Source organism: Gordonia sp. NPDC003504, from assembly GCF_053587995.1.
In genome coordinates, this window is sequence record NZ_JBSFPC010000013.1 from 74,698 (window position 1) to 99,262 (window position 24,565).

The following is a 24,565-nucleotide window of genomic DNA, read 5'->3' on the forward strand; positions in this document are numbered from 1 at the left end:
TCCAGTGGTTGTTGACGTGGTGCTTCCCTCGGATATTCCCCAACCGCTTGACACCGTTGGTAAGGCTAGCCTACATTAAGTACACGTTGGACCGCGCGAGAGTCCTGAGGGCTGCAGAGACCCCCGGTCCACGCCACGGTAGGCCCCACATCTCGAACGAGATGTGGGGCCTATCGGTTCCCCGGGCCCGTGTCACTCACCCGGCGGGAGGCGCCCCCACGCGGCTCATGACACTCTTGTCCGATGACCGTGAACAACGAGGATTACGTGAAGGCGGCCGGATCCCGCGGCCTCGACGGGGTGCTGGGAACCGTGATCGAGAGCGTCGGACCCGACGGCCTGGTGGCCACCCTCTCGCTCGATCCGCGACATCATCAGCCCTTCGGCATCGTGCACGGCGGTGTCTACTGTGCGGTCGCCGAAAGCGTCGCGAGCATGAGTGCATACGTGTGGCTGCAGGAGTCGGGCATCGGCGGTACCGCGGTCGGCGTCAACAACAACACCGATTTCCTGCGGTCGATCAGCGAAGGCACGGTGACGGCGCGGTCGGCACCCATCCATCGCGGCCGACGCCAGCAACTGTGGGCGGTCGAGATGTTCGACGACGCCGATCGACTGCTGGCCCGCAGTCAGGTCCGGCTGCAGAACATCGAGATCCCCGACGGTGCGGCCGCCGGGTGAGCGACACATCGAACGGCCTCGACGCCTCGGCCCGCGCCGCCATCGAGGAGATCCTGACGCCGGTCGACGCCGACCTGGCGCGCCTGTTCCCCGGTGACCGTGACGAGATCCAGCCCGCCCACACCGTCTATGTCAGCGCCGCCGACGTCGACGTCGACACGCCGGAGAGGTGGGCTGCGGCCGCCGGGCGTCTCGAGTCCTCGCCCGCCGTGGCCGACCTGGCCACCGAGGATGTCCGCGCCATCGCCCATGCGCGTCTGATCGAGAACCCGATCGAGGACCTGCGCATCGATCTCGAGGACGGATACGGGTGGCGCAGCGACGCCGCCGAGGACGCCGACGCCACCCGGGCCGGAACGATCCTGGCCGATTGGGTGCACCGGCGGCCGTACGCGCCGCGTATCGCGGGCGTGCGTGCCAAGGGGCTCGGCGCCGCCGAACGCGGACGCGGAATCCGAAGCCTGGAACGGGTGCTCGACGGTGCCGGCGGTGTGCCCCCGGGTTTCGTCATCACCATCCCGAAGCTGCGCGACGTCCGGCAGGTCGACGCGGTGTCGGTGATGTGCGCCGGCTTCGAACGCGCCCACGGCCTGGCGCAGGGGGCGCTGAAGGTGGAGTTGCAGGTCGAGATCCCGCAGGCGATCCTCGGTCCGGACGGACGTGCCACCGTCGCCGAGGCGATCCATCGAGGTGCGCCGCGTGTCGTCGGATTACATTACGGCACTTACGATTACAGCGCGGCATGTGGAATCGTCTCGGCTCAGCAGTCGCTGGAACATCCGGTGGCCGATCACGCGAAGGCGGTCATGCAGGTGGCCGCCGCGCAGACCGGGGTGTGGGTCAGCGACGGCTCGACGCAGGTGATGCCGACCGGCTCGCCCGAGCAGATCGATGCCGCGTTGCGTCGCCATCACCGGTTGGTCACCCGATCCCTCGAGCGGGGCTTCTACCAGGGCTGGGATATGCATCCGGGGCATCTGGTGACGCGGTGGCTGGCGGTGACCGGGTTCTTCCGCTCGGCGATGCCCGCGGCGGCGACCCGCCTGCAGGCGTACTTCGAGCGGCGATCGGGTGATGTCGTCGACGAACCCGCCACCGCGATGTCGTTGGCCCTGGTCATCCGACGGGGACTGGCGGCGCGCGCGTTCGCGGTCGACGAGGTCGCGGCGATCGCCCCGCTGTGTACGATCGACCGACTCGACGACCTGGCCGCCGGTGGGGGAGCACTCCGGTCCGACTGAGCGGCGTTCACTTGCCGCGCCATCGGCCTTCGGCCGTGGCAGGATGGCGAGACCGGCGATCCCCGATGATGTCGGGTCACCGCGGGGAGACGCCAGAGGACGAGACGATAGAGAGGGACCGGTGCGACTGTCGCCACATGAGCAGGAACGTCTGCTCATCTCCTACGCCGCCGAACTCGCCCGCCGCCGGCAGGGTCGCGGGCTCAAGCTCAATCATCCCGAAGCGGTGGCGATCATCACCGATCACGTTCTCGAGGGTGCCCGCGACGGCCGATCGGTCGCCGAGCTCATGTCGAGCGGACGCGAGGTCCTCGGCCGCGACGACGTCATGGACGGCATCCCGGAGATGCTGCACGACGTCCAGGTCGAGGCGACCTTCCCGGATGGCACCAAACTCGTCACCGTGCACCATCCCATCGGCTGAGCCGCGGCTCCTCGCTCTTTGCCGAACCATCCCTCCCAGGACAGAAAGCCCAGGACAGGAAAGCGATGTCGGAGAACAGATCTGCGGTCATACCCGGCGAGGTGATCGCCGCCGAGGGAACCATCGAACTCAACGAGGGCGCCGACGCGGTGGTGCTGTCGGTCATCAACGAGGGTGACCGTCCGGTCCAGGTGGGCAGCCACGTGCATTTCCCGCAGGCCAATGCCGCGCTGGCCTTCGATCGGGAGCGGGCGCGCGGTCGGCGACTCGACATCCCGGCGGGCACCGCGGTCCGATTCGAGCCGGGCATCGAGATGACGGTGACGCTGGTGCCGCTCGGCGGGACCCGTGAGGTGTACGGGATTTCCCTCGACGCACCCGGAAAGGTCGACTGACATGGCGATTCTGGGACGCGACCGGTACGCGCAACTGTTTGGCCCGACCACCGGCGACCTGATCCGGCTGGCCGACACCGATCTGTTGATCGAGGTCACCGAGGACCGTAGCGGTGGCCCCGGACTCGCCGGCGACGAAGCCGTCTTCGGTGGCGGCAAGGTCATCCGGGAATCGATGGGACAGAGCCGCGCGACCCGCGCGCAGGGCGCGCCAGACACCGTCATCACCGGTGTGGTGATCCTCGATCATTGGGGAATCATCAAGGCGGACCTGGGAATTCGCGATGGCCGCATCGTCGCGATGGGTAAGGCCGGTAACCCCGACACGATGGACGGGGTGCATCCCGACCTGGTGATCGGCGCCTCGACCGAGATCATCGCGGGCAACGGCAAGATCGTCACCGCCGGCGGCATCGACTGCCACGTCCACTTCATCTGCCCGCAGATCATGGACGAGGCCCTCGGCAACGGCATCACCACCCTGATCGGTGGCGGCACCGGACCGGCGGAGGGTTCCAAGGCCACCACGGTCACCCCCGGCGCCTGGCACCTGGCCTCGATTCTCGCGGCCACCGACCACTGGCCGCTCAACATCGCCCTGCTCGGCAAGGGCAACACCGTCAGTGCCGAGGCGATGCGCGAGCAGATCCGGGCCGGCGCATCGGGATTCAAGCTGCACGAGGACTGGGGGAGCACCCCGGCGGCGATTGACGCCTGTCTGCGGGTGGCCGACGAGACCGGCGTCCAGGTGGCGCTGCACTCCGACACCCTCAACGAGGCGGGATTCGTCGAATCCACCCTGGGTGCCATCGCCGGGCGCAGCATTCACGCGTATCACACCGAAGGTGCCGGTGGCGGGCATGCGCCCGACATCATCACCGTGGCGTCGGCACCGAACGTGCTGCCGAGCTCCACCAACCCGACCCGCCCGCACACCGTCAACACCCTCGACGAGCACCTCGACATGCTGATGGTGTGCCATCACCTGAACCCGACCGTGCCCGAAGACCTTGCGTTCGCCGAGAGCAGGATCCGGCCGTCGACGATCGCCGCCGAGGACCTGCTGCACGACCTCGGGGCGATCTCGATGATCGGCTCCGATGCCCAGGCGATGGGCCGCATCGGCGAGGTGGTGCTGCGCACCTGGCAGACCGCCCACGTGATGAAACGCAAACGCGGATCCCTCGACGGCGACGGGCGCGCCGACAACCACCGCGCGCAGCGCTACGTCGCCAAGTACACGATCTGCCCCGCGGTGGCACACGGATTCGACGACGAGATCGGCTCGGTCGAGATCGGCAAACTCGCCGATCTGGTGCTGTGGGACCCGGCCTTCTTCGGCATCAAACCCGATCTGGTGATCAAGGGCGGCGCCATCGCCTGGGCGCAGATGGGTGACGCCAACGCCTCCATCCCGACACCGCAGCCGGTGTTGCCACGCCCCATGTTCGGTGCGGCGCCTCCGGTGGCCGCCGACACGTCGATCAGCTTCGTCGCCCCCGGCGTGGACGACGATCTCGCCGACCGTGTCGGGATCCGCCGTCGCCTGGCGCCGGTGAAGAACACCCGGTCGATCGGTAAGGCCGACATGCCGGGTAACTCGGCGATGCCCACCATCGAGGTCGACCCCGACACCTTCACCGTCCGCGTCGACGGTGAGGTGTGGGAGGCGCAACCGGTCGCCGAACTGCCGATGGCCCAACGATATTTCCTGTTCTGAGGGACACCGATGACGCAGATCGATCCCCCCGCGCGCGGCGCGTCGTCGCCGCTGGCGATGATGCTCACACTGGCCGATTCCCGGCTGCCGGTGGGCGGACATGTGCACTCGGGCGGGGTGGAACAGGCCATCGCCGACGGCTTCATCCGGGGCGTCGACGATCTCGCCGCATTCCTGCATCGTCGGCTGGTCACCACCGGTCTGGTGTCGGCGTCGATCGCGGCCGCCGTCGCCGACGGTGCGTTGGATGTGCGTGCCGCACAGGGTGAGACCGACGCCCGCACACCGTCGGCGGCCGCCCGCAAGGCGTCGCTCGCGCAGGGCCGGGGGATGGCGCGGTTGGCCCGGCGGATGTGGCCGAACCTCGACTGGGGCGAGCACACCCCGACGACACATCTACCGGTCATCAGCGGTTCGGTGGGAGCCGCATCGGGTCTCTCCGGGTTCCACACCGCGCTGGTACTCGTCTACACCACCGTCAGTGGCGCGGCGACCGCCGGGCAACGGTTGTTGGCCCTCGACCCCGCCGATGTCGCACTGATGATTGCCGACCTCGGTGCCGACTGCGAGAACATCGCCGCGCAGGCCGCGATCGGACTGGCCGACCTGTCGGATCCGATCCTCGACGTTTTCGCCGAACGCCATGAGCGTCGCGGCATGCCGCTGTTCATGTCATGACCCCCATTCAGGATTTTCGTCCTGAAAAACGTTGTCCCACATCACGTCCGGAGAGGAACCTCCCATGCCCCCGCATCTGATCGACGGTGAACCGCACGACCACACCCACGACCGGCCGCGGCGCCACCGCGAACCCGGCGAGGCGCTGCGCATCGGGATCGGTGGCCCGGTCGGCTCCGGGAAGACCGCCCTGGTGGCCGCGTTGTGCCGGCAACTGCGCGACGAACTGTCGCTGGCCGTCCTCACCAACGACATCTACACCACCGAGGACGCCGACTTCCTGCGGCGCAACGCCGTGCTGCCCGACGAACGCATCACCGCCGTGCAGACCGGCGGCTGCCCGCACACCGCGATCCGTGACGACATCACCGCCAACCTCGACGCCATCGACGATCTGGTGGCGGCCAACCCGCCGCTGGATCTGATCCTCGTCGAGTCCGGCGGCGACAATCTCACCGCCACTTTCTCCACCGGCTTGATCGACGTGCAGATCTTCGTCATCGACGTCGCAGGCGGCGACAAGGTCCCCCGCAAGGGTGGGCCCGGCGTGACCTATTCGGACCTGTTGGTGATCAACAAGACCGACCTCGCCTCGCGGGTGGGCGCCGACCTCGGGGTGATGCGACGAGACGCCGACGAGGTCCGCGAAGGCCGCCCCACCGCGATGATCTCGCTCACCGACGACCCCGCGGCCACCGACGTGTTGGCCTGGGTGCGTGCCCAACTCGCGGTCCCGGTCACCGGATAGTGCGCACCGACGTCGAGATCATCGCCGACCCGGCGCGGTCGTTGCGGACACGCTGCTCCGGCGCATTCGCGGTGCGGCAAACCGGCCGCCATGCCGCACACCTGGTAGGGGCGGCCGCGACCCCGCTGGGTGGTGATCACATCGAGATCGTCGTGCGGGTGGCCGACGGTGCGTCGCTGGATCTGGGTTCGGTGGCGGCGACCATCGCGTTGCCGGCCGCCGATCGGGCCGATTCGACGTCGCATTGGCACATCGAGGTGGGCGCGGGAGCGCGGCTGCGCCTCGATCCGCAACCGACGGTGATCGCCGGTGGTGCCGATCATCGTTCGCGTATCGACATCATCGCCGCCGGCGACGCGATCGTCGACGTGCACGAGCACATCCAGATCGGTCGCTCTGCCCATCGGCATCCCGATGACGAGCGCGGCAGGTGGCGCGGCACGCTGAACGTCGACGTCGACGGCAGGCCGGTCCTTCGACACGGGGTGGCGCTGGGCGCCGGCTCCACCGCAGCCGCAGCCGGATGCCACGCACTGACCAGCGTGTTCCGGCGACCGGACACTTCTCCGGATGCGGTCGATGCCGCGCACTTCGCGGCGCGACTGGCGTTGGCCGATGACGCCGGGACCCTCACCACGTCCCTGGCAAGCACCCTCGCACTAGCGCGCGAGCGCTGCGACATCCTTGACGTCGCAGCGCTCGCGATCAGCTGAGGCCGACCGGGGTCAGCTGGCCTCGGCGGTCTTGTCGCCGCCCGGGGCGGGGTCGTCGGCGCCCACCGATTCGGCCTCCACCTCGGGGATCGATTTCTTCTCCAGTTCCGACAACTGCCCGATCGCGGTCCGCGCGTAGACCTGCTGCTCGGTGACGGCGAGCTGGGTACGACCGCGGGTGGAGAACGCGAAGAACCAGTTGACGATCGTGTTGAGCCGGTTGCGGAAACCGACCAGGTACACCAGGTGCAGCGCCAGCCAGCCGAGCCACGCGAAGTAACCCTCGGTCTCGAACTTCTTCTTGGTGCCCGGGATCGGCACCTGCATGACCGCGCTGAAACGGGAGATCGTCGCCATCGATCCCTTGTCGAAATAGCTGAACGGCTTGCGCTGATCCGGCGTCTGTCCCTTGAGCTCCGCCTTGATCGCGTCGGCGGCATACCGCCCGCCCTGGATGGCACCCTGGGCGACACCGGGCACGCCGTCGACGGCCATCATGTCGCCGACGACGAACACATCGGGGTTGCCGGGGATGGACAGGTCGGGGCCCACCTTGACCCGGCCGGCGCGGTCGAGTTCCACACCGGACTGCTCGGCCAGTTGCTTGCCCAGCGGGCTGGCCTGTACACCCGCCGACCACACCTTGCACTGGGATTCGATGCGGCGGGTGGTGCCGTCCTTCTCCTTGACGGTCAGACCGTCGTAATCGAGGTCGACGACCATCGCGTTCAGCTGGATCTCGACGCCCATCTTCTCCAGCCGGGCCGCCGCCTTGCCGCCGAGTTTCGGACCGAACGGCGGGAGCACCGCGGGGGCGGCGTCGAGCAGGATGACGCGGGCCTCGGTCGGATCGATGTTGCGGAAGGCCCCCTTGAGGGTCTTGTCACTCATCTCCGCGATCTGCCCGGCGAGTTCGACACCGGTAGGGCCCGCGCCGACCACCACGAAGGTCAGCAGCTTGGCCCGCTCGGCCGGGTCGTCGGACAGTTCGGCCTGCTCGAAGGCCCCGAGGATGCGGCCGCGCAATTCGAGGGCGTGGTCGATGGTCTTCATGCCGGGCGCGTATTCGGCGAAGTGATCGTTGCCGAAATACGACTGGTCGGCGCCGGCGGCGATGATGAGCTTGTCGTACGGGGTCACCGTGACGCGCTCGAGCAGACGTGACGTCACGGTCTGCGCCTCGAGGTTGATCTCGAAGACATCACCCATGAGCACCTTGGTGTTCTTCTGCTTACGCAGTACCACCCGGGTGGCCGGTGCGATCTCGCCTTCGGCGACGATACCGGTCGCGACCTGGTACAGCATCGGCTGGAACAGGTGGTGCGTCGTCTTGGCGATGAGCGTGACGTCGACATCGACCTTGTTCAGTCGCTGAGCGGCGAAAAGACCGCCGAAACCGGAGCCGATGATGACGACTTGTGGACGCGCCGAAGGGGTGGGGCTGCTCATCCGAGAACGTCTCCTTCTCGATTGTGGGCGTGCGTGTGCAACGCATCTCTACGGTAGTCCCCGCGCGACGATCGGTCTCGGTGAGGCTGCGAAGGCGTTGAGCCGTGTCCGCTCACGCGGTGAGGTCGGTCGCGGCGCCGTACCGCGCGCCGGTGATCTCCCAGTGCCGCCGCAGCATTTCGTATTCGACCTCCGGTTCGCCGGCGCCGGTGGGATCAGAGGCTGCGGGATCGGAGGCTGCGGGATCGGCGCAGATGTCGCGCGCGCACATCTGCATGCCGAGTTTCTCCATCACACGCCGCGACGAGGCGTGTGTCGCGGTGGTGCTCGCGAACAGGCGTTGCGCGTCGAACTCGGCGAAGGCGACGTCGGTGACGACGCGGGCGGCCTCGGTGGCCAGGCCGCGACCCCAATACTCGCGTCGCAGACGGTAGCTGAGTTCGAGTTCGGGCTGCACCGAATGCCGCGGAGCGCGCAGCGACACCCAGCCGAGGAACACCCCGTACCGTCGATCGGTCGCCGTCCAGATTCCGCCGCGCCCGGTCTGCAACTCGGCTTCGGCGCGCGGAACCACGAAGCCTTCGATGGTCGATCGGGGCGTGGCGGTTCCGCCGGTCACGAAACGCATCACCTCGGGGTCGCTGTCGAGCCGGACGAGGTGATCGACGTCGCGACGATCGACCGGACGCAACAGCATCCGCGATGTCTCGACGATCACCCGGCCCCCAATGCCTCGACCCAACTGCACTCACCTGTCAGAACCCCGGCTGTGATGCGGAGCGGCGGGTGCTCTGGTGGATCTCGAGTGTACGGACTGACCCTGGTGTCCGTCGCGGATTGTCGCCCGCGTGTCGGGGCCGTCGGATCGGTGTGCGGTGTGTGGGCCGGTATGTGGGCTGGTGTGTGGGCCGCAGTGCTGTCGGACCGAACCGATAGGCTTGCCGTTCGTGGCTCCAGAACAGTCCGTCACCGCCGCCGTCTCCGGCGAAAGCCGTGCCCCCGAGACCGACCAGTCTGATGTCGGCCCGGTGGATATCGACCTCCAATTGCGTTGGGGCGACATGGATATCAACGCTCATGTCAACAACGTTCAATTCGCCCGCCTGCTCGAGGAGGCTCGTGTGCGGACCTTCTCCCGGTGGTTCCCGGCCGGTGTCGACCGGGTGCCGCTACTGGTGGCACGCCAGGACATCGAGTTCCGCGCGCCGCTGCTCTACAGCGTCGATCCGGTGCGCGTGCGCCTGGCCATCACGCGACTGGGGACGTCGTCGTACACGATCGGTGCGACGATGGCCGCGGCCGACGGGACGCTGGTCGCGTTGGCCCGGACGACGATGGTCGCGATCGATCGGGAGACCGGAGCACCCACCCCCATCCTGCCCGCGGCGCGGGCCGTTCTCGAGGCTCACCGCGGGGACCTGCCGGCGCTGCGGCCCCAGGCCTGATCCGGGTCCCTCGATGCTGACCCTGCACCGCGCCGAACGCACCGACGTCCTCGCCGATGCGCTGGGGCAGGTGCTGACCACCCCACTGGCCGACCCCATGCGCACCGAGGTGGTGGCGGTCCCGGCGCGTGGCGTGGAGCGGTGGCTGTCGCAACGACTGGCCACGCGACTGGGCGTCTCCGGCGCCGACGGCGCCGGCCGAAGCACTGCCGACGGCATCGCTGCCAACATCGACTTCTCCTCACCGGCTGCCCTCACCGACGTCGTCATCGAGCAGGTGACGACGTCGGCAGCGAAATCCGCCGCCACCGACCTCTGGCAGCCGGGCTCGCTGGTGTGGCCGGTTCTCGACGTCCTCGACGATCTGATCACCGATCCGGATCTTCGTGTCCTCGCACGCCACGTCGGCCTGGGGCCCGACGCCCGGGCCGACGACCCGCGGGTGGGCCGCCGGTATGCGACGGCCCGTCACATCGCCGACCTCTTCGAGCGGTACGCGCGTCACCGTCCGGCAATGCTCACCGGCTGGGCGTCGGGTGACGACACCGACGGCTCGGGACAGCGGTTGCCCGACGACATGACCTGGCAACCCCGGTTCTGGCGTGAGGTGCGGTCGCGGATCGGTGCCGCCCATCCGGTCGAAGCGCTCGACGCGGTGTGCGAGCGCCTGGCCGCCGACGCGACCACGACCGACCTGCCCGAGCGGCTGTCGGTGTTCGGACCGACGCGGGTGACCGAATCCTTCCGGCGGGTCGCCGCGTCCCTCGCGGCCCACCGCGACGTGCATCTGTTCATCCCGCATCCCGGACCCGCGCTCTGGGCGGCGATCGCGTCGCAACCGGCACCGACCGACCGGCGCCGCGCCTCATGGACGCCGCCCGCACTGCGAAACCCCCTGCTGTCCGGACTGTCCCGCGACGTGCAGGAACTGCAGCTGCGCATCATGGACGATCTCGACGCCGACATCCACCACGCGCCTGCCGAGCCGACGGCCTCGCCCACCTCGGTGCTGGCTGCGGTACAGGAGGGCATTCGCGACGACACCGATCCGCGTGACCGGCCGGGCATCCTGACCCCGGACAGCTCCGTCGAAGTGCATGCCTGCCACGGGCCCGAACGCCAGGTGGAGGCGCTGCGTGACCGGCTCCTGCACCTGTTCGATGCCGACGCCTCCCTGCAGCCGCGCGACGTCATCATCATGTGTCCCGACGTCGAGACCTTCGCGCCGCTGATTCGCGGCGTCTTCGGCCAGCCCGGGCTCGACCACCCCGCATCCGCCCTACGCGTCCGGCTGGCCGACCGCGGACTGCGCCACGTCAATCCGATCCTCGACGTCGTCGCCCGTGTCGTCGAACTCGCCGCCGGCCGGGTGAGCGCCGGCGACGTCGCCGACCTACTCGCCCTCGAGCCGGTGTCCCAACGTTTCGAGATGACCGACGACGACCTGGAATGGGTACGGGAATGGTTGTCCCGCACAGGTATCCGATGGGGGATCGACAACACCCAGCGCGCCCGATTCGGGTTGGCCGGATTGGCGCAGGGCACCTTCGACGTGGGCCTGGACCGCATCGCCCTGGGTGTGGTCGCCGGCGCGGGCGAGGGACTGTGGCTGGGCACCGCCCTCCCGATGGAGGGGCTGGAGAGTACCCAGATCGATCTCGTGGGACGGCTCGCGGAGTTCGTCGACCGGCTCGGGGACCTACTCGCCCGCATGGCCGAAAGCGCGCCGGCCGCCGCGTGGGCGGCGGCGCTCCTCGACATCGTCGCCACCCTCACGGCAACCGTTCCCGGCGACGAGTGGCAGACCGCGGCGGCAACCCGGGCGCTCACCGAATCCCTGGGTGACGGTGCCGATCCGGAATCCGACACCTCCTCGCGGGTGCTGCGGCTGTCGGATGTGCGGGATCTCGTGGCGACGATGATCGCGGGACGGCCGACGCGCGCGAACTTCCGTACCGGTGAGTTGACGGTGTGCACCCTGGTACCGATGCGGACGGTGCCTCATCGGGTCGTCGTGCTGCTCGGCATCGACACCGATGCGTTTCCGCGCGCGTTGCGGATCGACGGCGACGACGTCCTCGGCCGGGTGCCGATGCTCGGTGAACGGCAACCCCGCGACGAGGATCGGCAACTGTTTCTCGACGCCGTCAACGCCGCGCACGAACACCTTCTCGTCTTCTACACCGGAGCCGACCCGGTGCGCGGTACCCGGGTACCGCCGGCGGTGGTGGTCAGCGAACTCACCGAGGTCGTCGCGGCATTGACCGGCACCGAACCCGACGCGGTGATCTGCCGACATCCGCTGCACGGTTTCGACGCCCGCAACTTCACGCCCGGTGCGTTCGAAGGCGTCGAGGGACCATTCGGCTATGACACCGCCCTGCTCGCCGGGGCGCGGGCGGTCGGCGGTGACCATCACGCCCCCGCACGGGTCGCCGACATCACCATGCCCGCCGACTCGGAATCGGTGTCCGCCGACATCGAACTCGGTTCGCTCACCGCCTTTTTCGGCAATCCGATCGAGGGGTTCATCCGGCAGCGTCTCGGTGCCCGGCTTCCGGACGACGACGCCGAGGACTCCGACCGGCTCGACGTGGCCGTCGCCGGCCTCGATGAATGGGCCATCGGCGACCGACTGCTGCGTCAGACACTCGCGGGCGTGGACCTGCGCACCGCCCAGATGGCCGAGATGCGCCGGGGGAGTCTGCCGCCCATCGAGTTCGGGCGCCGCGAACTGATCCGCATCTCACGGCAGGTGGGTAACGTGCATCGGGTGGCGGCCGGGCTCCGCACCGGGTCGGGCGGCTCCCGCGACGTGGTGCTCGATCTGCCCGACGGCGGCCGGCTGCACGGCAGTGTGCCGGATGTCTACGGCGAGACCATCATCGAGGCGACCTACTCGAAGATCCGGGCGAAGCAACGCCTCGCCGCGTGGGTACGGCTGCTCGCGACGGCGGAAGCGCAGCAGCAGTCCGCGCCGAGTGGGGAGAGAATCCACACGGCGGTCGTCATCGGACGGGCCGACCGCAGGTCATCCCACGTGACGGCGGTGAGCCTGCGGGTCCCCGACGATCCGACCGCGGTACTCGCCGACCTGATCGCGATCTATCGCCTCGGATTGTGCGTACCGTTGCCCGTCCCACTCGATCCCGGTCTGGCATACGCCGAGAAGTGTGTGCGGGGCAGCTCGGCGGAGATCGCGCGCCGCGCGGCGGCAGCGAAGTTCGACTATCGCTTTGGCGCGCAGGCCGATCCGTACATCCGATTCGCCTACGGTGACGACGTCACCACCGCGGTGGGATTCGACGCGCTCACCGAGGTGCCCATTCCCGACGATCCGCGGTGGTCGGCGATCGGTCTGGTGCCCGGCGAGCCGATGTTCGGCGCGCTGGCCACCCGGATCTGGGAACCGCTGCTGGCCCACGAGGTGATCCGATGACATCGCACGCCGAAGAGTTCATGGACACGGCAGCGGCCGAGGCAGGGACGCGGGCCCCGCTCGCCTTCGACATCGTCGAGGGCGTCGGCGACGGCACCACGGTCGTGGAGGCCAGCGCCGGCACCGGCAAGACCTACGCGATCGTCGACATCGCCGCCCGTCACATCGCCGAGGGGGTGGCCATCGACGAACTGCTCCTCATCACGTTCAGTCGTTCGGCGACAGCGGAATTGCGGGAGCGGATGCGCAGCCGATTGTGGCGTCTCGCCGAGGCGCTGAGTCCGGCGGCCACCACCGACACCGAGGCCGACCCCGGCACCGACCCTCTGCTGCGGATGCTGCTGACCGGCGATCCGGCCGACGTCGCGTCCCGCCGTGACCGACTCACCCGGGCACTGTCGGATTTCGACGCCTCCACCATCGCCACGACGCACACCTTCTGCAATCGCATGCTCGAGGCCCTCGGATTCCTCGGTGAGCGGGAACTGATCTACGAGATCGTCGAGGACGTCGACGATCTCGTCGAGGACGCCGCCCGCGATCTGTACTTCCAGGGGTTCGTCCGCGACGCGGAAGAACCGGTCTTCGGCCTCGACGACGCCATCGTCATCGCGAAGGACGCCGTCCGCAATCCCGGTGTGGCACTGGCACCGTCGGATCCGGCGGGGGAGAACGCCGACGCCGATGACCGCATCGCGGCCCGCCGCGTCCGCTTCTGCAGCCGGGTCCGCGAGATCGTCAACGAGCGTAAACTCCTCGCGCGGGTGCGCACCTACGACGACCTCCAGATGATCCTGTATTCCATCGTCACCGACACCCATGTGGGCGACGACGCATGCGCCCGCATCCGCGATGCATTCGGTCTGGTCCTCGTCGACGAGTTCCAGGACACCGACCCCTTCCAATGGGAGATCCTCCGGCGCTGCTTCCACGGGCACAAGCCGTTGGTGCTGGTCGGGGACCCCAAACAGTCGATCTACGCCTTTCGCGGCGCCGAGGTGCTCAGCTACCTCGATGCGGTCGCGGTGGCCGACGAGCGTCGCGCCCTCGAGAACAACTGGCGTACCGACGGTGACCTCGTCACCGCGCTGTATCGGGTGTACGGCGGTGCCAACCTGGGCAGTTCGCAGATCACCGTGTATCCGGTGGAATCGGCACATCCCGGCAGTCGCCTGCGCGGGCCGGGGGCGACCCCGCTGCGGGTGCGCTGGTTCGACGTCGACGACTTCCCGGTGCGCGGCCGCAGCGGATTCGCGCCGGTGAGCGCGATTCGTGATGCCGTGATCGGCGATGTCGCGGCCGATATCACCCGACTGCTCTCGTCGGGCACCGAACTCACCGTCGACGGGCACACCCGGCCGGTGCACCCGGGCGACATCGCGATCCTGGTGGTGGCCAACAAGACGATCGAGCCACTGCAGCGCGCCTTGGCCGGTCACGGCGTCGGATCGGTGGTCGGCACCGGGACCAGCGTCTTCTCCACGATGAGTGCGCGGCACTGGTTGTGGCTGATCCGGGCGATCGAGTCGCCGTCGCGGACCGACCGGGTGGCGCTGGCCGCGATGACCCCGCTGATCGGCTGGACGCCCGATGACCTCGCCGATGCGAGCGACGACGCACGGACCGAGTTGGCGGCCCAATTATCGGATCTGGCAAAGGTATTCGACATCGGTGGTTTCGCCGCACTGGTGCAGCGGGTGCTCGGTGACCGGCGAGTGGCGGCCAGGGTGCTCGCCACCGCCGACGGTGAGCGTGCGTTGACCGACCTGATGCAGGTGGCCACGGTGTGCAACAGGCATGTGGTGGAGAACGATTGTGGTCTGTCGTCGGTGCAGGAATGGCTGGCCGACCGCATCGAGGACGTGTCGCGGTGGCGGCGATCGGACGAGCAGACGCGGCGCCTGGACCGCGACACCCACGTCGTGCAGATCATGACGGTGCATGCCAGCAAGGGACTCGCGTTCCCCATCGTGTACGTTCCGTTCGGCTGGGATGGCGCACGGGTACCGTCTCCGAAGACGTTCCGTTTCCACGATGAGAACCAGACGCGGTTTCTCGACGTCGGTGGACCCGACACCACCGGACGATCGGAACGATTGCGCCGCAGCATGTCCGAGGAATCGGGGGAGGACCTGCGGAAACTGTATGTCGCGCTCACCCGGGCCGCGTCGCAGGTCGTGATGTGGTGGGCACCGTCGCAGGGGACATCGCATTCGGCACTGCATCGCCTCGTATTCGGCCGTACGCCGGGATATCTCGCTGTGGGCACCGACATCCCGGAGACGGTGCCGGTCCCCGATCCGGCGGAATGCGCGGCCCGGCTGACCCAGCTGGGTGCCGGCACCTCGTCGATCAGCGTCGAACGCGCGGTCGGCGCGGACCCGGGTCGCTGGGAGTCGGGAACCGACGGTGCCGAACCGGCGGAATTGTCGGCGGCGATCTTCGGCGGGAAGATCGACACCTCCTGGCAGCGCACCTCGTATTCGGCCATCATCGCCGGCGCCGCGCACGGACCGGCCGCCGAAACCCCCGATGCCGGAAGCGAACCCGAGGCCGAGGTGACCGTCGACGAGCCTGCGGTTCCCGGTGATGTCGCCGAGGTGGTCGATACCGAGACCGGCGGGGCGGCAGACGAAGCCGGCATGTCCCTGATGAACGGCATGCCCTTCGGTGCGGCGTTCGGGACGTTCGTACACGAAGTCCTCGAATACGTCGACACCGCGGCGCCGGATCGCCACACCCATGTGCGCGACCTCTGTTCCCGGTCGGCGGCGCGGTACGCGCTGTCGGTGGACGCCGAATCACTGACCACCGCCCTCGACGCGGTGCTGACGACACCGTTGGGTTTCGGCGACCTGTGGAGCATCCCACCGCGTGATCGGCTGGCCGAACTCGACTTCGAGCTTCCACTGGGCGACGCCGACGGGGCGGCGGCACTCTCCGAGATCGCCGGGCTGATGGCACGGATGTTGCCCGACGACGACCAACTGCGCGACTACGCCGACATTCTCGGCGCACTGCCCGCCAGAACGCTCCGCGGCTTCCTCACCGGAAGCATCGATTCGGTGCTCCGAACACCGCAGGGGCGCTTCGTGATCGTCGACTACAAGACCAACCGGCTGCGTCCCGGCGACCTGCACGCAACCGATTTCTCGACTCCGGCGATGGCCGGTGAGATGATCCGTTCCCACTACCCGCTGCAGGCCTTGCTGTATTCGGTTGCGCTGCACCGGTATCTGCGATGGCGACTGCCGGGATACCATCCGGCCGAGCATCTGGGTCCGGTCCAGTATCACTTCGTGCGCGGCATGATCGGACCCGACACCCCGTTGGGGTGCGGGGTCTTCGAGTGGAACGTCCCCACCGAACTGATCATTTCGCTGTCGGATCTGTTGTCGGGGTCGGGGTGCGACACGCGAGGCGCACGGAGCGCCGGGGACCGGGCGAGAGGAGTGGAGTCGTGACGATATCCACGGGGCCACAACGGGTTCTGGCCGCCCAGGGAATCCTCGGACGTGCCAACGTCGCCGGATTTCTCGACGCCGCCGACGTGCACGTCGTCTCCCGCCTCGTCGACCTGTGTGGCGAATCCGTCTCCGAGGTGGCGCAACTCGCGGCCGCCTTCGCGGTCCGCGCGGTCCGGCAGGGTTCGACATGTCTGGCGCTGGTCGACCTCGACCCGGTCGGCGCCACCCCCGTCGACTCCGACGGCGAGGATTCCACGGCCGACCGGATGACACTGCCCACGGTCGACGAGATGGTGGACGCACTGCGTACCTGCCCGCTGATCGTGGGATCGGAGTCGGGACCCCTGCGTCCGCTGGTGCTGGTCGACTCCGATGACGGCCCATTGCTGTATCTCGGTCGCTACTTCGAGCAGGAGGAGATCATTCGTACCACGCTCGCCGAGCGTGCCGATGACGCTCCCGAGGTGGGAATCTCGGACATCGTGGCCGCCGTCGACGACGCGTTCACCACGAGCCCCACCGCCTCACCCCGGCAACGACTCGCTGCGGCGATCGCGGCATCACGATGGACCTCGGTCCTGACCGGCGGTCCCGGCACGGGCAAGACCTATACGGTCGCGCGGATCCTCGCCGTACTCGATCGGCTCGGCGGGTCACGCCTGCAGATTGCGGTATGCGCTCCCACCGGCCGGGCGGTCGCCCAATTGCAGGCGTCGTTGGACGGCATGCGGGGGAATGACACCACCGCGGAGCCGGCGGTCCATGCGGTCACCGTCCACGGACTGTTGGGGTGGCGACCGGGTTCGGTTCCGAGGTACGGACGTACCAACCGGCTACCGCACGACGTGGTCGTCGTCGACGAGACCTCGATGCTGTCGGTCACCGCGATGAGTCACCTGTTGGAGGCGGTACGGCCGACCGCCCGTCTGATTCTCGTCGGCGACCCGCACCAGCTCGCGTCGGTGGAGGCCGGAGCCGTCCTCGCCGACCTCGTGGAACGCGAACCAGCAGGGGTGCCCATCGACGCCGCGCTCGCGGATCTGGTGGCCACCGCAGGCCTGGCCGATGCCGAACTTCCCAGACTGGCCGACGGAATCGTCGCCCTCACCGACAATTTCCGCAATCGCGGCGGCATCGCCGACGTGGCTGCGGCGGTCAATGTCGGCGACGCCGACCACGTCCTCGAACTGGTCGCCGACGATGCCATCGACGACGTCGTCCTCGTCGAACCCGAGGATCCGGGAATCCGCGCCGCGGTCGTCGCCTGGGGGCGGGCGCTGCGGTCGGCCGCGACGAGCGGTGACGCGTCCGCCGCACTCGACGCCCTCGACACCCACCGCGTGCTGTGCGCGCACCGGGATGGTCAGTGGGGAGTGGAGGGATGGACCCGACGGATCGTCGAGTGGCTCGCGGAAGCCGCCGGACACGCCCATCTCGTGGCCGACCGCACCCGCCCGATTCCCGGCGTGCCGATTCTGGTCACCGCCAACGACCGGCAGAACAAGGTGTTCAACGGTGACTGCGGGGTGATGATCCACCGCGCGGAGGGCGACGCCGTCGCCTTCCGGCGCAGCGAGTTCAGCGAGCCGGTGATGGTCGCGCCGCATCGGCTCGCCGAGACGATGTGGGCGTACGCGATGACGATTCACCGCAGTCAGGGCAGCCAGTTCGGCGCCGTGACCGTGGTGTTGCCACCCGCCGACTCCCCGCTGCTCACCCGAGAGTTGTTGTACACAGCCATCACTCGAGCACAGTCGACGGTGCGGATCGTGGGAACGCCCGAGATGCTGCGGGCGGCCGTCGACCGGCGGGTGCACCGCGCCAGTGGCTTGCGTTCGGCCATTCGTCCCATGATCGACCCCGAACCGTGAGCGGCCCCGAACCGACGCCGACCACCGAGCCGGAGACGTGAGTTCGCGCCTCGTTGACAGCGCCGGGCGCCGTCAGTGGTCCTCCAGGGGGTCCTACAGGTCGACACCGCCACGCACGAGATCGCGCCGGATGTAGTTCTCGGTACCGAGCAACGGGTCCCGCTTCTCCGGGGGCAGATTCATGAGATGGGAGATCATGTAGCTGCGCTCGACCTCGGAGCGGTGTGCACGAATGGCCGCCGCCTTACGATCCACCCACTTCGACACGTCGAGTTCGAGGTCGATCATCCCGGGCTGGGTACCGGGCAGCGCGTACTTCGACATGGTCGGGAACAGGTCGTCGGCGACGGCCTCGACCATCCAGATGGGGACGGTCGCCAGATACAGCGATTTGACCCGCCATGGCGGTCCGGTGCTGCGGTGCAGCATGGGTACCGCGGCGGCGTCGGCCGCGGCGCAGGCGAGCCGGTTGGCATGCACGTGATCGCGGTGCCCGTAGATCCCCGCTGCGTCGTAGGTGATGACGATGTCCGGCTTGATGCGCCGGATGTGCCGGACGAGTTCCTTGACCTGGCGGTCGAACCTGCCGTCGCAGAATCGCTCACGCCCCGGTGCGGACTCGGGCACCCCGTCGTCGGCGTAACCCATCATGATCGGCTCGGAGGTCACACCCAGTTCCTGCAGCGCCAGACACAGCTCGGCGTGCCGTGAGGTCCCGCGTGCCCAGGTGGTGGTCACCACCGATATCTCGCCACCGAGGTCGACGTGCCGGGCGATCGTGCCACCGGTCCACAGGGACTCGTCGTCGGGGTGGGCGTGAACGCACATCACGCGGGGGAGCTTCATCGGCGGCGCGGCCTCCCATGGGTTCCGTCTCGGGTGTCGGGGTCGGGCGGTGTGGGCGATCCGTGCCGGAATCGTCACACCCTGTTCAGGGTACTTGTTCCGGTGCTCGCTAAGATTCTTCGTTGTTCGATCAGCTGTCACGTGGAGGTCGTCGTTGAGTACTGAATCCGAAGTCCGGGAATTCCAGGCCGAGACCCGGCAACTGCTGGACCTGATGGTCCATTCGATCTATTCGAACAAGGACAGCTTCCTGCGCGAGCTGATCTCCAACGCGTCCGATGCGTTGGACAAGCTGCGCCTGGAGTCCTTGCTGAACAAGGATCTCGATGTCGACACATCGGATCTGCACATCACCCTGGACGCGCAGGGCGGCGGCGATGACGCCGACGGAACCCCTCGCACGCTGACCGTGCGCGACAACGGCATCGGCATGTCGCGCGAGGAGGTCATCGAACTCATCGGCACCGTCGCCAAGTCGGGCACCGCCGAACTGCGCAAGAAGCTCGCCGAGGCGGGCAAGGCCGGCGACGCGGCCACCACCGAGGAACTCATCGGTCAGTTCGGTATCGGCTTCTACTCGACGTTCATGGTGGCCGACTCCGTCGTCCTGGTCACCCGTAAGGCGGGCGAAGAGACCGGAACGCGCTGGGAATCCACCGGCGACGGCACCTACACCATCGGTGACGTCGACGACGCGCCGCAGGGCAGTTCGGTCACCCTGACGCTCAAGCCCGTCGACACCGAGAATCACCTGCACGACTACACCGACGCGGCGACCTTGCGTTCGCTGGTGAAGAAATACTCGGACTTCATCGGCTGGCCGATTCGGATGGACGTGGAGAAGACCACCACGACACCGGCCGCCGAGGAGGGTGGCGAACCGACAACGGTCACCACCGTCGAGGCCGAGACCATCAACTCGATGAAGGCCCTGTGGGCACGCTCGCGTGACGAGGTGTCCGACGAGGAGTACGAGGAGTTCTACCGGCACGTCTCCCACGGCTGGGACAAGCCGTTGGAGATCATCACCCTCAAGGCCGAGGGCACCTTCGAATACCAAGCGCTGCTGTTCATTCCGACTCAGGCTCCGTTCGATCTGTTCATGCGGGAACGCAACGTGGGCATCCAGCTCTACGTCAAGCGGGTGTTCATCATGGACGACTGCGACGAACTGATGCCGGAATACCTGCGGTTCGTCAAGGGTGTCGTCGACGCGGCGGACCTGTCGCTCAACGTCTCTCGCGAGATCCTGCAGCAGGACCGACAGATCCGCGCCATCCGCCGTCGCCTCACCAAGAAGATCATCTCGACCGTCAGCGAGATGCGGGCCGCGCGCGCCGAGGACTACCAGACCTTCTGGACCACCTTCGGGCGTGTGTTCAAGGAAGGTCTCGTCAACGATTTCGACAATCGCGACGCCATCCTCAAGGCCTCGGTCTTCGCCTCCACCCACAGCGACGACGACCTGACCTCGCTGGCCGACTACGTCGGACGGATGCCGGAGAACCAGAAGTCGATCTATTACATGACCGGCGAATCGCGCCAGCAGATCGAGAGCTCACCACACCTGGAGGCGTTCCGCGCCAAGGGGATCGAGGTTCTCGTCCTCGACGATCCGGTCGACGAGATGTGGGTCGGATCGGGCCTGGAATTCGAGGGCAAGAGTTTCCAATCGGTGGCCAAGGGCGCGGTGGATCTCGACGCCATCGACGGCGAGACGGAATCCGACGACGCCGCCGACGAGACGAAGTCCGCGGAGTTCGCACCGCTGCTGACGTGGCTGGGTGAGGCCCTGTCCGACGACATCACCGAGGCTCGGCTGTCCAAGCGCCTCACCGAATCCGCCGCCTGCCTGGTGGGTGACGACTTCTCGATGTCGCCGCAGCTGGAGAAGCTCTACCGCGCCTCCGGCCAGGAGGTCCCCAAGACCAAGCGCGCTCTGGAACTCAATGCCGATCACCCGCTGGTGACCGGTTTGAACACCGCATTCGGGGCGTCGGAGGATCATTCGGCGCTCATCCCGACCGCACGCCTGGTCTACGGCATGGCACTGATCGCCGAGGGCGGCGAACTCGACGACCCGGCGGCGTTCGCGCGGCTGCTGGCCACCCAGCTGACCGACGCACTGGCGACACCGCAGGGGTGAGTCTGCCGCCGACCACCCGGCGCGCACCCCGGTGGCGATGGATCGCCGGGGGCGCCGCGGTGGTGGCGGCGGCCGTCGCGCTCGTGGCGGTGCTCATCGTGCGGGTGCCGACGACGGCCCCGGAGCAACCGACGACGGCGGAAGACACGGTGCGGGCCTTCCTCGACGCCCTCGCCCGCGCCGACGGCTCTACGGCCCGACGACTCATCGTGGCTGTGCCGTCGATGGCGTTCCTCACCGACGACGCGCTGGCCCGTCAGCACGAGGCGGCCCCGATCGGTGACGTGCGGATCACCGACACCGGCACCACCGGCATCACTGAGGCCACCGACAGCACCGCCGAAACGTCCGCACCGACCGGCGACCGGGCGGTCGTCGGTGCGGCGTTCCGCATCGGTGATCATGCGGTGAGCACCACCTACACGCTCACCCGGGATCACCGACGGTGGTTGGTCACCGACGGGGTTCGGTCCGTCTCGGTCGCCGCGAGCCCTATCCCCGGGCTCACCCTGTTCGGCATCACGGTGGCCGGTCGCGCCAGCGCGTACGTGTTCCCGGGACGCCTCCTGTGGGGTAGCACCAATCCGTATCTGGCGGTGGCGGCCCCCGACGGTACCGCCACCGACGCCGCCGACGTGCCCGGCGGCTCTGCGGCCACGCCGACCCCGGATCTCGTCGCCGCGCTGAGCGAGTCGGGACGGCGAGCCGTCGATGCCGCGGTGCGCGGCCACCTCGACGGGTGCGCTGCATCGACCCAGGCCGACGCGTCGACGGACCGGCCCGGCTGCGTTCAGCGGCTCTACCGGGATGCCCGGCCCGGTTCCGTGCAGTGGACGGCACAAGACGACCTCGACGATCTCGCTGTCGACGTGGGCCAGGCCGACCCGACCCGGGTGTCGGTCTTCGGCAGCGTCACGTGGCAGGTCACCTTCACGCCGACCTACGGTGACCGCCCGGTCCGGGCGACGGTGGAACAGCCGATGGAGGGCACGGTGGACATGAGTGACACGCCGGCGCCCACCTACACGCCGTCGGACGGGTGACAAGTCGGAGCCGTGATCTCGATCAGGACGCCTCGTTGAGTGGTCGGTGGTCTGCGGTCGAGCGATGGTGCACCTCGAGTCCGACCACGTTGATGTCGTTGGCGCGGAACAGAGGCTGCAACCGAACACCGTGGCGTGCAGCGCATTCGGTGAGCAGGATCGCCCAACCCCGATCGCGGGGCGTGATGCCGTCCGCGCCCGGGCGACTCAGCAGGCACGCCACCGACATTCCGATGGTGTTCTCCAGCGTTTCGCCGAACCGGTGCATGAGCAGATCGATCAACTCAGGGTCCGGCGTGGTCGGCAGTGGAAGCTTGTTGATGGCCTTGATCAGGTGGCTGTCACGTTCGACGAACAGGAGCCACAACATCGGCTCACCGAATCCCAGCGGTCCCATGAGCGCGCGCCAGCGTTGACGCAGTTCGTCGGCGTCATGAAAGGGAAGGTCGGCGGTGTCGATCGGTGGGATCGGGTCGGCGTCGGGTAGCGCGTCCGGCAATGCATCGGTCGTCGGATCGGGGATGTGAGAGGCGTTGTGTGTCATGGTCTGATCGTGCGCCCGATCTCGGGTCGAGTGGCCGGCCCGATCCACACCTGTGGACGGCGACGTTGACACCGGCGGCGCCGTTCGGTGATGATGGCCGGTCGCCATGACAGACTCGGGTGATGGGCATACTCACCCCCGCGGCGGTACGGATCGGGTCGGTCCCGTGGATGCCGCGGTACCTCCCGCAGATCGTCAAGTGCGACAACGCTCTTCGAAAGGTCACCGGCGAACGCTACGGTCTGCTCGACATCGCCGGACTGCCCAACACCACGCTCGTGGTCGCGGGTCGCCGCAGCGGCGTCGTGCGCCGGACCCGGCTGCTGGCGGTGCCTCGCGCCGACGGCTCATGGCTGATCGCGGGCTCCTACTTCGGCGGTGCGACGACGCCGCAGTGGGTGTACAACCTGCGTGCGACCGACACCGCCGCGATCCTCGACCACGGAGCGACGGTGCCGGTACGGGTGCGCGAACTGCACGAGCAGGCCCGCGCGGATGCGTGGCAGGATCTGCGTGGGGTCTGGCCCAACTTCGACCTGTACGAGGTACGCACCGACCGGCTGATCCCGGTGTTCGAGCTGACCCCGATCGAACCCGGGTGACCGACGGCGTGCCGTCCGAGCGTCGGCTCAGGACCCGCTGAAGTTCGGTTTGCGCTTCTCGAAGACGGCGGTGATGGCCTCGGTGAGGTCGTTGCTCGGCAGGAATGCGGCGTTCCACGCGGCGACGAATCGCAGGCTGTCGGCCTGATCGGCGGTGCGACCGTGATCGAGGACCTCCTTGATGCCCGAGACCACCAGCGGCGGGTTGTCGGCGATCTCGCGGGCCGTCGCGCGGGCGGCGTCGAGGGCCTCCTCGGGAGTCGGGTACACGTCGTTGACGAGCCCGATCTTCTCGGCGCGGGCGGCGTCGATGTCCTTGCCGGTCAACGCCAACTCACGCAGGTGCCCGTCGCCGATGATCCCGGGGAGGCGGGCCAGGCTGCCGACGTCGGCCACCATCGCCACCCGGACCTCGCGCACGCTGAATTTCGCCTCCGCGCTCGCATACCGGATGTCGGCGGCCGAGATGAGGTCGACTCCGCCGCCGATACACCATCCGGAGATGGCGCAGATGACCGGCTTACGGCAATCCGCAACGGCGGTGATCGCCGCCTGCATCCGCGTGATGACTCCGTGAAACTCGGTGCGGGCCTTGGCCTTCGCGCCGTCGGCGAGAGCCGGTCCGAGGTCGCCGGCCATGGCCGCGAGGTCCAGGCCGTAGGAGAAATGCTTGCCCGCCCCGCGCAGGATCACCGCGCGCACGGCGTCGTCGGCGTCGAGGCCGGCGAACAACTCGGGCAATTCCTGCCAGAAATCAGGTCCCATCGCATTGCCCTTGCCCGGACCGATCAGGGTGACTTCGGCGACGTGGTCGTTGACGGAGACCTCGAAGGCCTTCCAGATGTCCTCACTCATGGCTAGGAGGTTACTCGGTGGTCACTTGGGGCCTCCTGAACCAGACGGTGAGTGGCTGACCATCCAGTACCGCCGGGGGACGCCGCTGGGTGCGGTGCGTGCGCAAGCGCGACTCGATCGCGTCGCGGGCGTCACATCGATCGTGACGGGCCACATCGAGACCGCCGGCGGCCTCACCGCCGAGGCCGAGGGCATTCTCGTCCTGCCGCGCTGACGCGGGCGGCCGGCGCGGCCGAACGACTGCGCAAGGCACTCGGT

21 protein-coding genes are annotated in these 24,565 nt (G+C 68.3%); 16 read left to right on the forward strand and 5 right to left on the reverse strand.

The genetic code is table 11. The features are described 5' to 3' along the window. Window positions 1-243: 243 nt before the first annotated feature. From ACWDPV_RS20190 to ACWDPV_RS20225, 8 genes are all read left to right on the forward strand, one after another. Window positions 244-681, forward strand: a complete 438-nt coding sequence (locus ACWDPV_RS20190) for a PaaI family thioesterase (protein ID WP_449744380.1) — start codon at window positions 244-246, stop codon at window positions 679-681. Beyond that, window positions 678-1,922 carry a DUF6986 family protein gene (locus ACWDPV_RS20195; protein WP_449744381.1) on the forward strand — a complete coding sequence of 415 codons (1,245 nt, stop codon included), beginning with the start codon at window positions 678-680 and terminating at the stop codon, window positions 1,920-1,922. The genes ACWDPV_RS20190 and ACWDPV_RS20195 overlap by 4 nt, the downstream gene beginning before the upstream one ends. 121 nt (window positions 1,923-2,043) lie before the next feature. Then, window positions 2,044-2,346, forward strand: coding sequence for an urease subunit gamma (locus ACWDPV_RS20200; protein WP_348805879.1), 303 nt, complete (start codon window positions 2,044-2,046; stop codon window positions 2,344-2,346). A 65-nt stretch (window positions 2,347-2,411) separates the two neighbouring features. Next, window positions 2,412-2,741 (forward strand): urease subunit beta, encoded by a 330-nt coding sequence (locus tag ACWDPV_RS20205; protein WP_449744382.1) that lies wholly within the window; start codon window positions 2,412-2,414, stop codon window positions 2,739-2,741. A gap of 1 nt (window position 2,742) precedes the next feature. Continuing rightward, window positions 2,743-4,461, forward strand: a complete 1,719-nt coding sequence (locus ACWDPV_RS20210) for an urease subunit alpha (protein ID WP_449744383.1) — start codon at window positions 2,743-2,745, stop codon at window positions 4,459-4,461. Between the two features lie 9 nt (window positions 4,462-4,470). Continuing rightward, the gene (locus tag ACWDPV_RS20215; RefSeq protein WP_449744384.1) at window positions 4,471-5,139 is read left to right on the forward strand and encodes an urease accessory protein UreF; all 669 of its coding nucleotides are present in this window, start codon (window positions 4,471-4,473) and stop codon (window positions 5,137-5,139) included. Window positions 5,140-5,203: 64 nt separating this feature from the next. After that, window positions 5,204-5,887, forward strand: coding sequence for an urease accessory protein UreG (gene ureG, locus ACWDPV_RS20220; RefSeq protein WP_449744385.1), 684 nt, complete (start codon window positions 5,204-5,206; stop codon window positions 5,885-5,887). Continuing rightward, complete coding sequence (locus tag ACWDPV_RS20225) at window positions 5,887-6,600, forward strand: urease accessory protein UreD (RefSeq protein WP_449744386.1); 714 nt, start codon at window positions 5,887-5,889, stop codon at window positions 6,598-6,600. The genes ureG and ACWDPV_RS20225 overlap by 1 nt, the downstream gene beginning before the upstream one ends. Window positions 6,601-6,612: 12 nt before the next feature. On the opposite strand, the gene ACWDPV_RS20230 is transcribed toward ACWDPV_RS20225, so the two are convergent. Next, the gene (locus ACWDPV_RS20230) at window positions 6,613-8,049 is read right to left on the reverse strand and encodes an NAD(P)/FAD-dependent oxidoreductase (protein WP_449744387.1); all 1,437 of its coding nucleotides are present in this window, start codon (window positions 8,047-8,049) and stop codon (window positions 6,613-6,615) included. A 112-nt stretch (window positions 8,050-8,161) separates the two neighbouring features. Next, window positions 8,162-8,767, reverse strand: coding sequence for a GNAT family N-acetyltransferase (locus ACWDPV_RS20235; protein ID WP_449744441.1), 606 nt, complete (start codon window positions 8,765-8,767; stop codon window positions 8,162-8,164). Between the two features lie 229 nt (window positions 8,768-8,996). Here ACWDPV_RS20235 and ACWDPV_RS20240 point away from each other — a divergent pair, with 229 nt between their 5' ends. From ACWDPV_RS20240 to recD, 4 genes are read left to right on the forward strand one after another with little or no spacing between them, the layout of a single operon-like run. Beyond that, on the forward strand, window positions 8,997-9,494 hold the full coding sequence (locus ACWDPV_RS20240) for an acyl-CoA thioesterase (RefSeq protein WP_449744388.1): 498 nt from the start codon (window positions 8,997-8,999) through the stop codon (window positions 9,492-9,494). A gap of 13 nt (window positions 9,495-9,507) precedes the next feature. Next, a complete protein-coding gene (gene recC, locus ACWDPV_RS20245; protein ID WP_449744389.1) occupies window positions 9,508-12,933 on the forward strand; it encodes an exodeoxyribonuclease V subunit gamma in 3,426 nt (1,141 codons plus the stop codon). Further along, the gene (locus ACWDPV_RS20250; protein ID WP_449744390.1) at window positions 12,930-16,397 is read left to right on the forward strand and encodes a UvrD-helicase domain-containing protein; all 3,468 of its coding nucleotides are present in this window, start codon (window positions 12,930-12,932) and stop codon (window positions 16,395-16,397) included. Before recC ends, ACWDPV_RS20250 begins: the two co-directional genes overlap by 4 nt. Beyond that, window positions 16,394-18,271, forward strand: coding sequence for an exodeoxyribonuclease V subunit alpha (recD, locus tag ACWDPV_RS20255; protein WP_449744391.1), 1,878 nt, complete (start codon window positions 16,394-16,396; stop codon window positions 18,269-18,271). The genes ACWDPV_RS20250 and recD overlap by 4 nt, the downstream gene beginning before the upstream one ends. Before the next feature lie 93 nt (window positions 18,272-18,364). Here the strand turns inward: recD and ACWDPV_RS20260 are convergent, their stop codons facing one another. Beyond that, window positions 18,365-19,117: a PIG-L family deacetylase gene (locus tag ACWDPV_RS20260; protein WP_449744392.1), complete on the reverse strand. Its 753-nt coding sequence runs from the start codon at window positions 19,115-19,117 to the stop codon at window positions 18,365-18,367. A 154-nt stretch (window positions 19,118-19,271) separates the two neighbouring features. Between ACWDPV_RS20260 and htpG the strand changes: the two genes are divergently transcribed. Further along, on the forward strand, window positions 19,272-21,263 hold the full coding sequence (gene htpG / locus ACWDPV_RS20265; protein WP_449744393.1) for a molecular chaperone HtpG: 1,992 nt from the start codon (window positions 19,272-19,274) through the stop codon (window positions 21,261-21,263). After that, window positions 21,260-22,306: a hypothetical protein gene (locus ACWDPV_RS20270; protein ID WP_449744394.1), complete on the forward strand. Its 1,047-nt coding sequence runs from the start codon at window positions 21,260-21,262 to the stop codon at window positions 22,304-22,306. Before htpG ends, ACWDPV_RS20270 begins: the two co-directional genes overlap by 4 nt. Window positions 22,307-22,328: 22 nt before the next feature. On the opposite strand, the gene ACWDPV_RS20275 is transcribed toward ACWDPV_RS20270, so the two are convergent. Next, window positions 22,329-22,850: a hypothetical protein gene (locus tag ACWDPV_RS20275; RefSeq protein ID WP_449744395.1), complete on the reverse strand. Its 522-nt coding sequence runs from the start codon at window positions 22,848-22,850 to the stop codon at window positions 22,329-22,331. A 122-nt stretch (window positions 22,851-22,972) separates the two neighbouring features. Between ACWDPV_RS20275 and ACWDPV_RS20280 the strand changes: the two genes are divergently transcribed. After that, window positions 22,973-23,452: a nitroreductase family deazaflavin-dependent oxidoreductase gene (locus tag ACWDPV_RS20280; RefSeq protein WP_449744396.1), complete on the forward strand. Its 480-nt coding sequence runs from the start codon at window positions 22,973-22,975 to the stop codon at window positions 23,450-23,452. Window positions 23,453-23,479: 27 nt separating this feature from the next. Here ACWDPV_RS20280 and ACWDPV_RS20285 read toward each other — a convergent pair whose 3' ends face one another. Further along, window positions 23,480-24,307 (reverse strand): crotonase/enoyl-CoA hydratase family protein, encoded by an 828-nt coding sequence (locus ACWDPV_RS20285; protein ID WP_449744397.1) that lies wholly within the window; start codon window positions 24,305-24,307, stop codon window positions 23,480-23,482. 25 nt (window positions 24,308-24,332) lie between these two features. On the opposite strand from ACWDPV_RS20285, the gene ACWDPV_RS20290 reads away from it, so the two are divergent. After that, window positions 24,333-24,521, forward strand: a complete 189-nt coding sequence (locus ACWDPV_RS20290) for a hypothetical protein (RefSeq protein WP_449744398.1) — start codon at window positions 24,333-24,335, stop codon at window positions 24,519-24,521. Window positions 24,522-24,565: the final 44 nt, after the last annotated feature.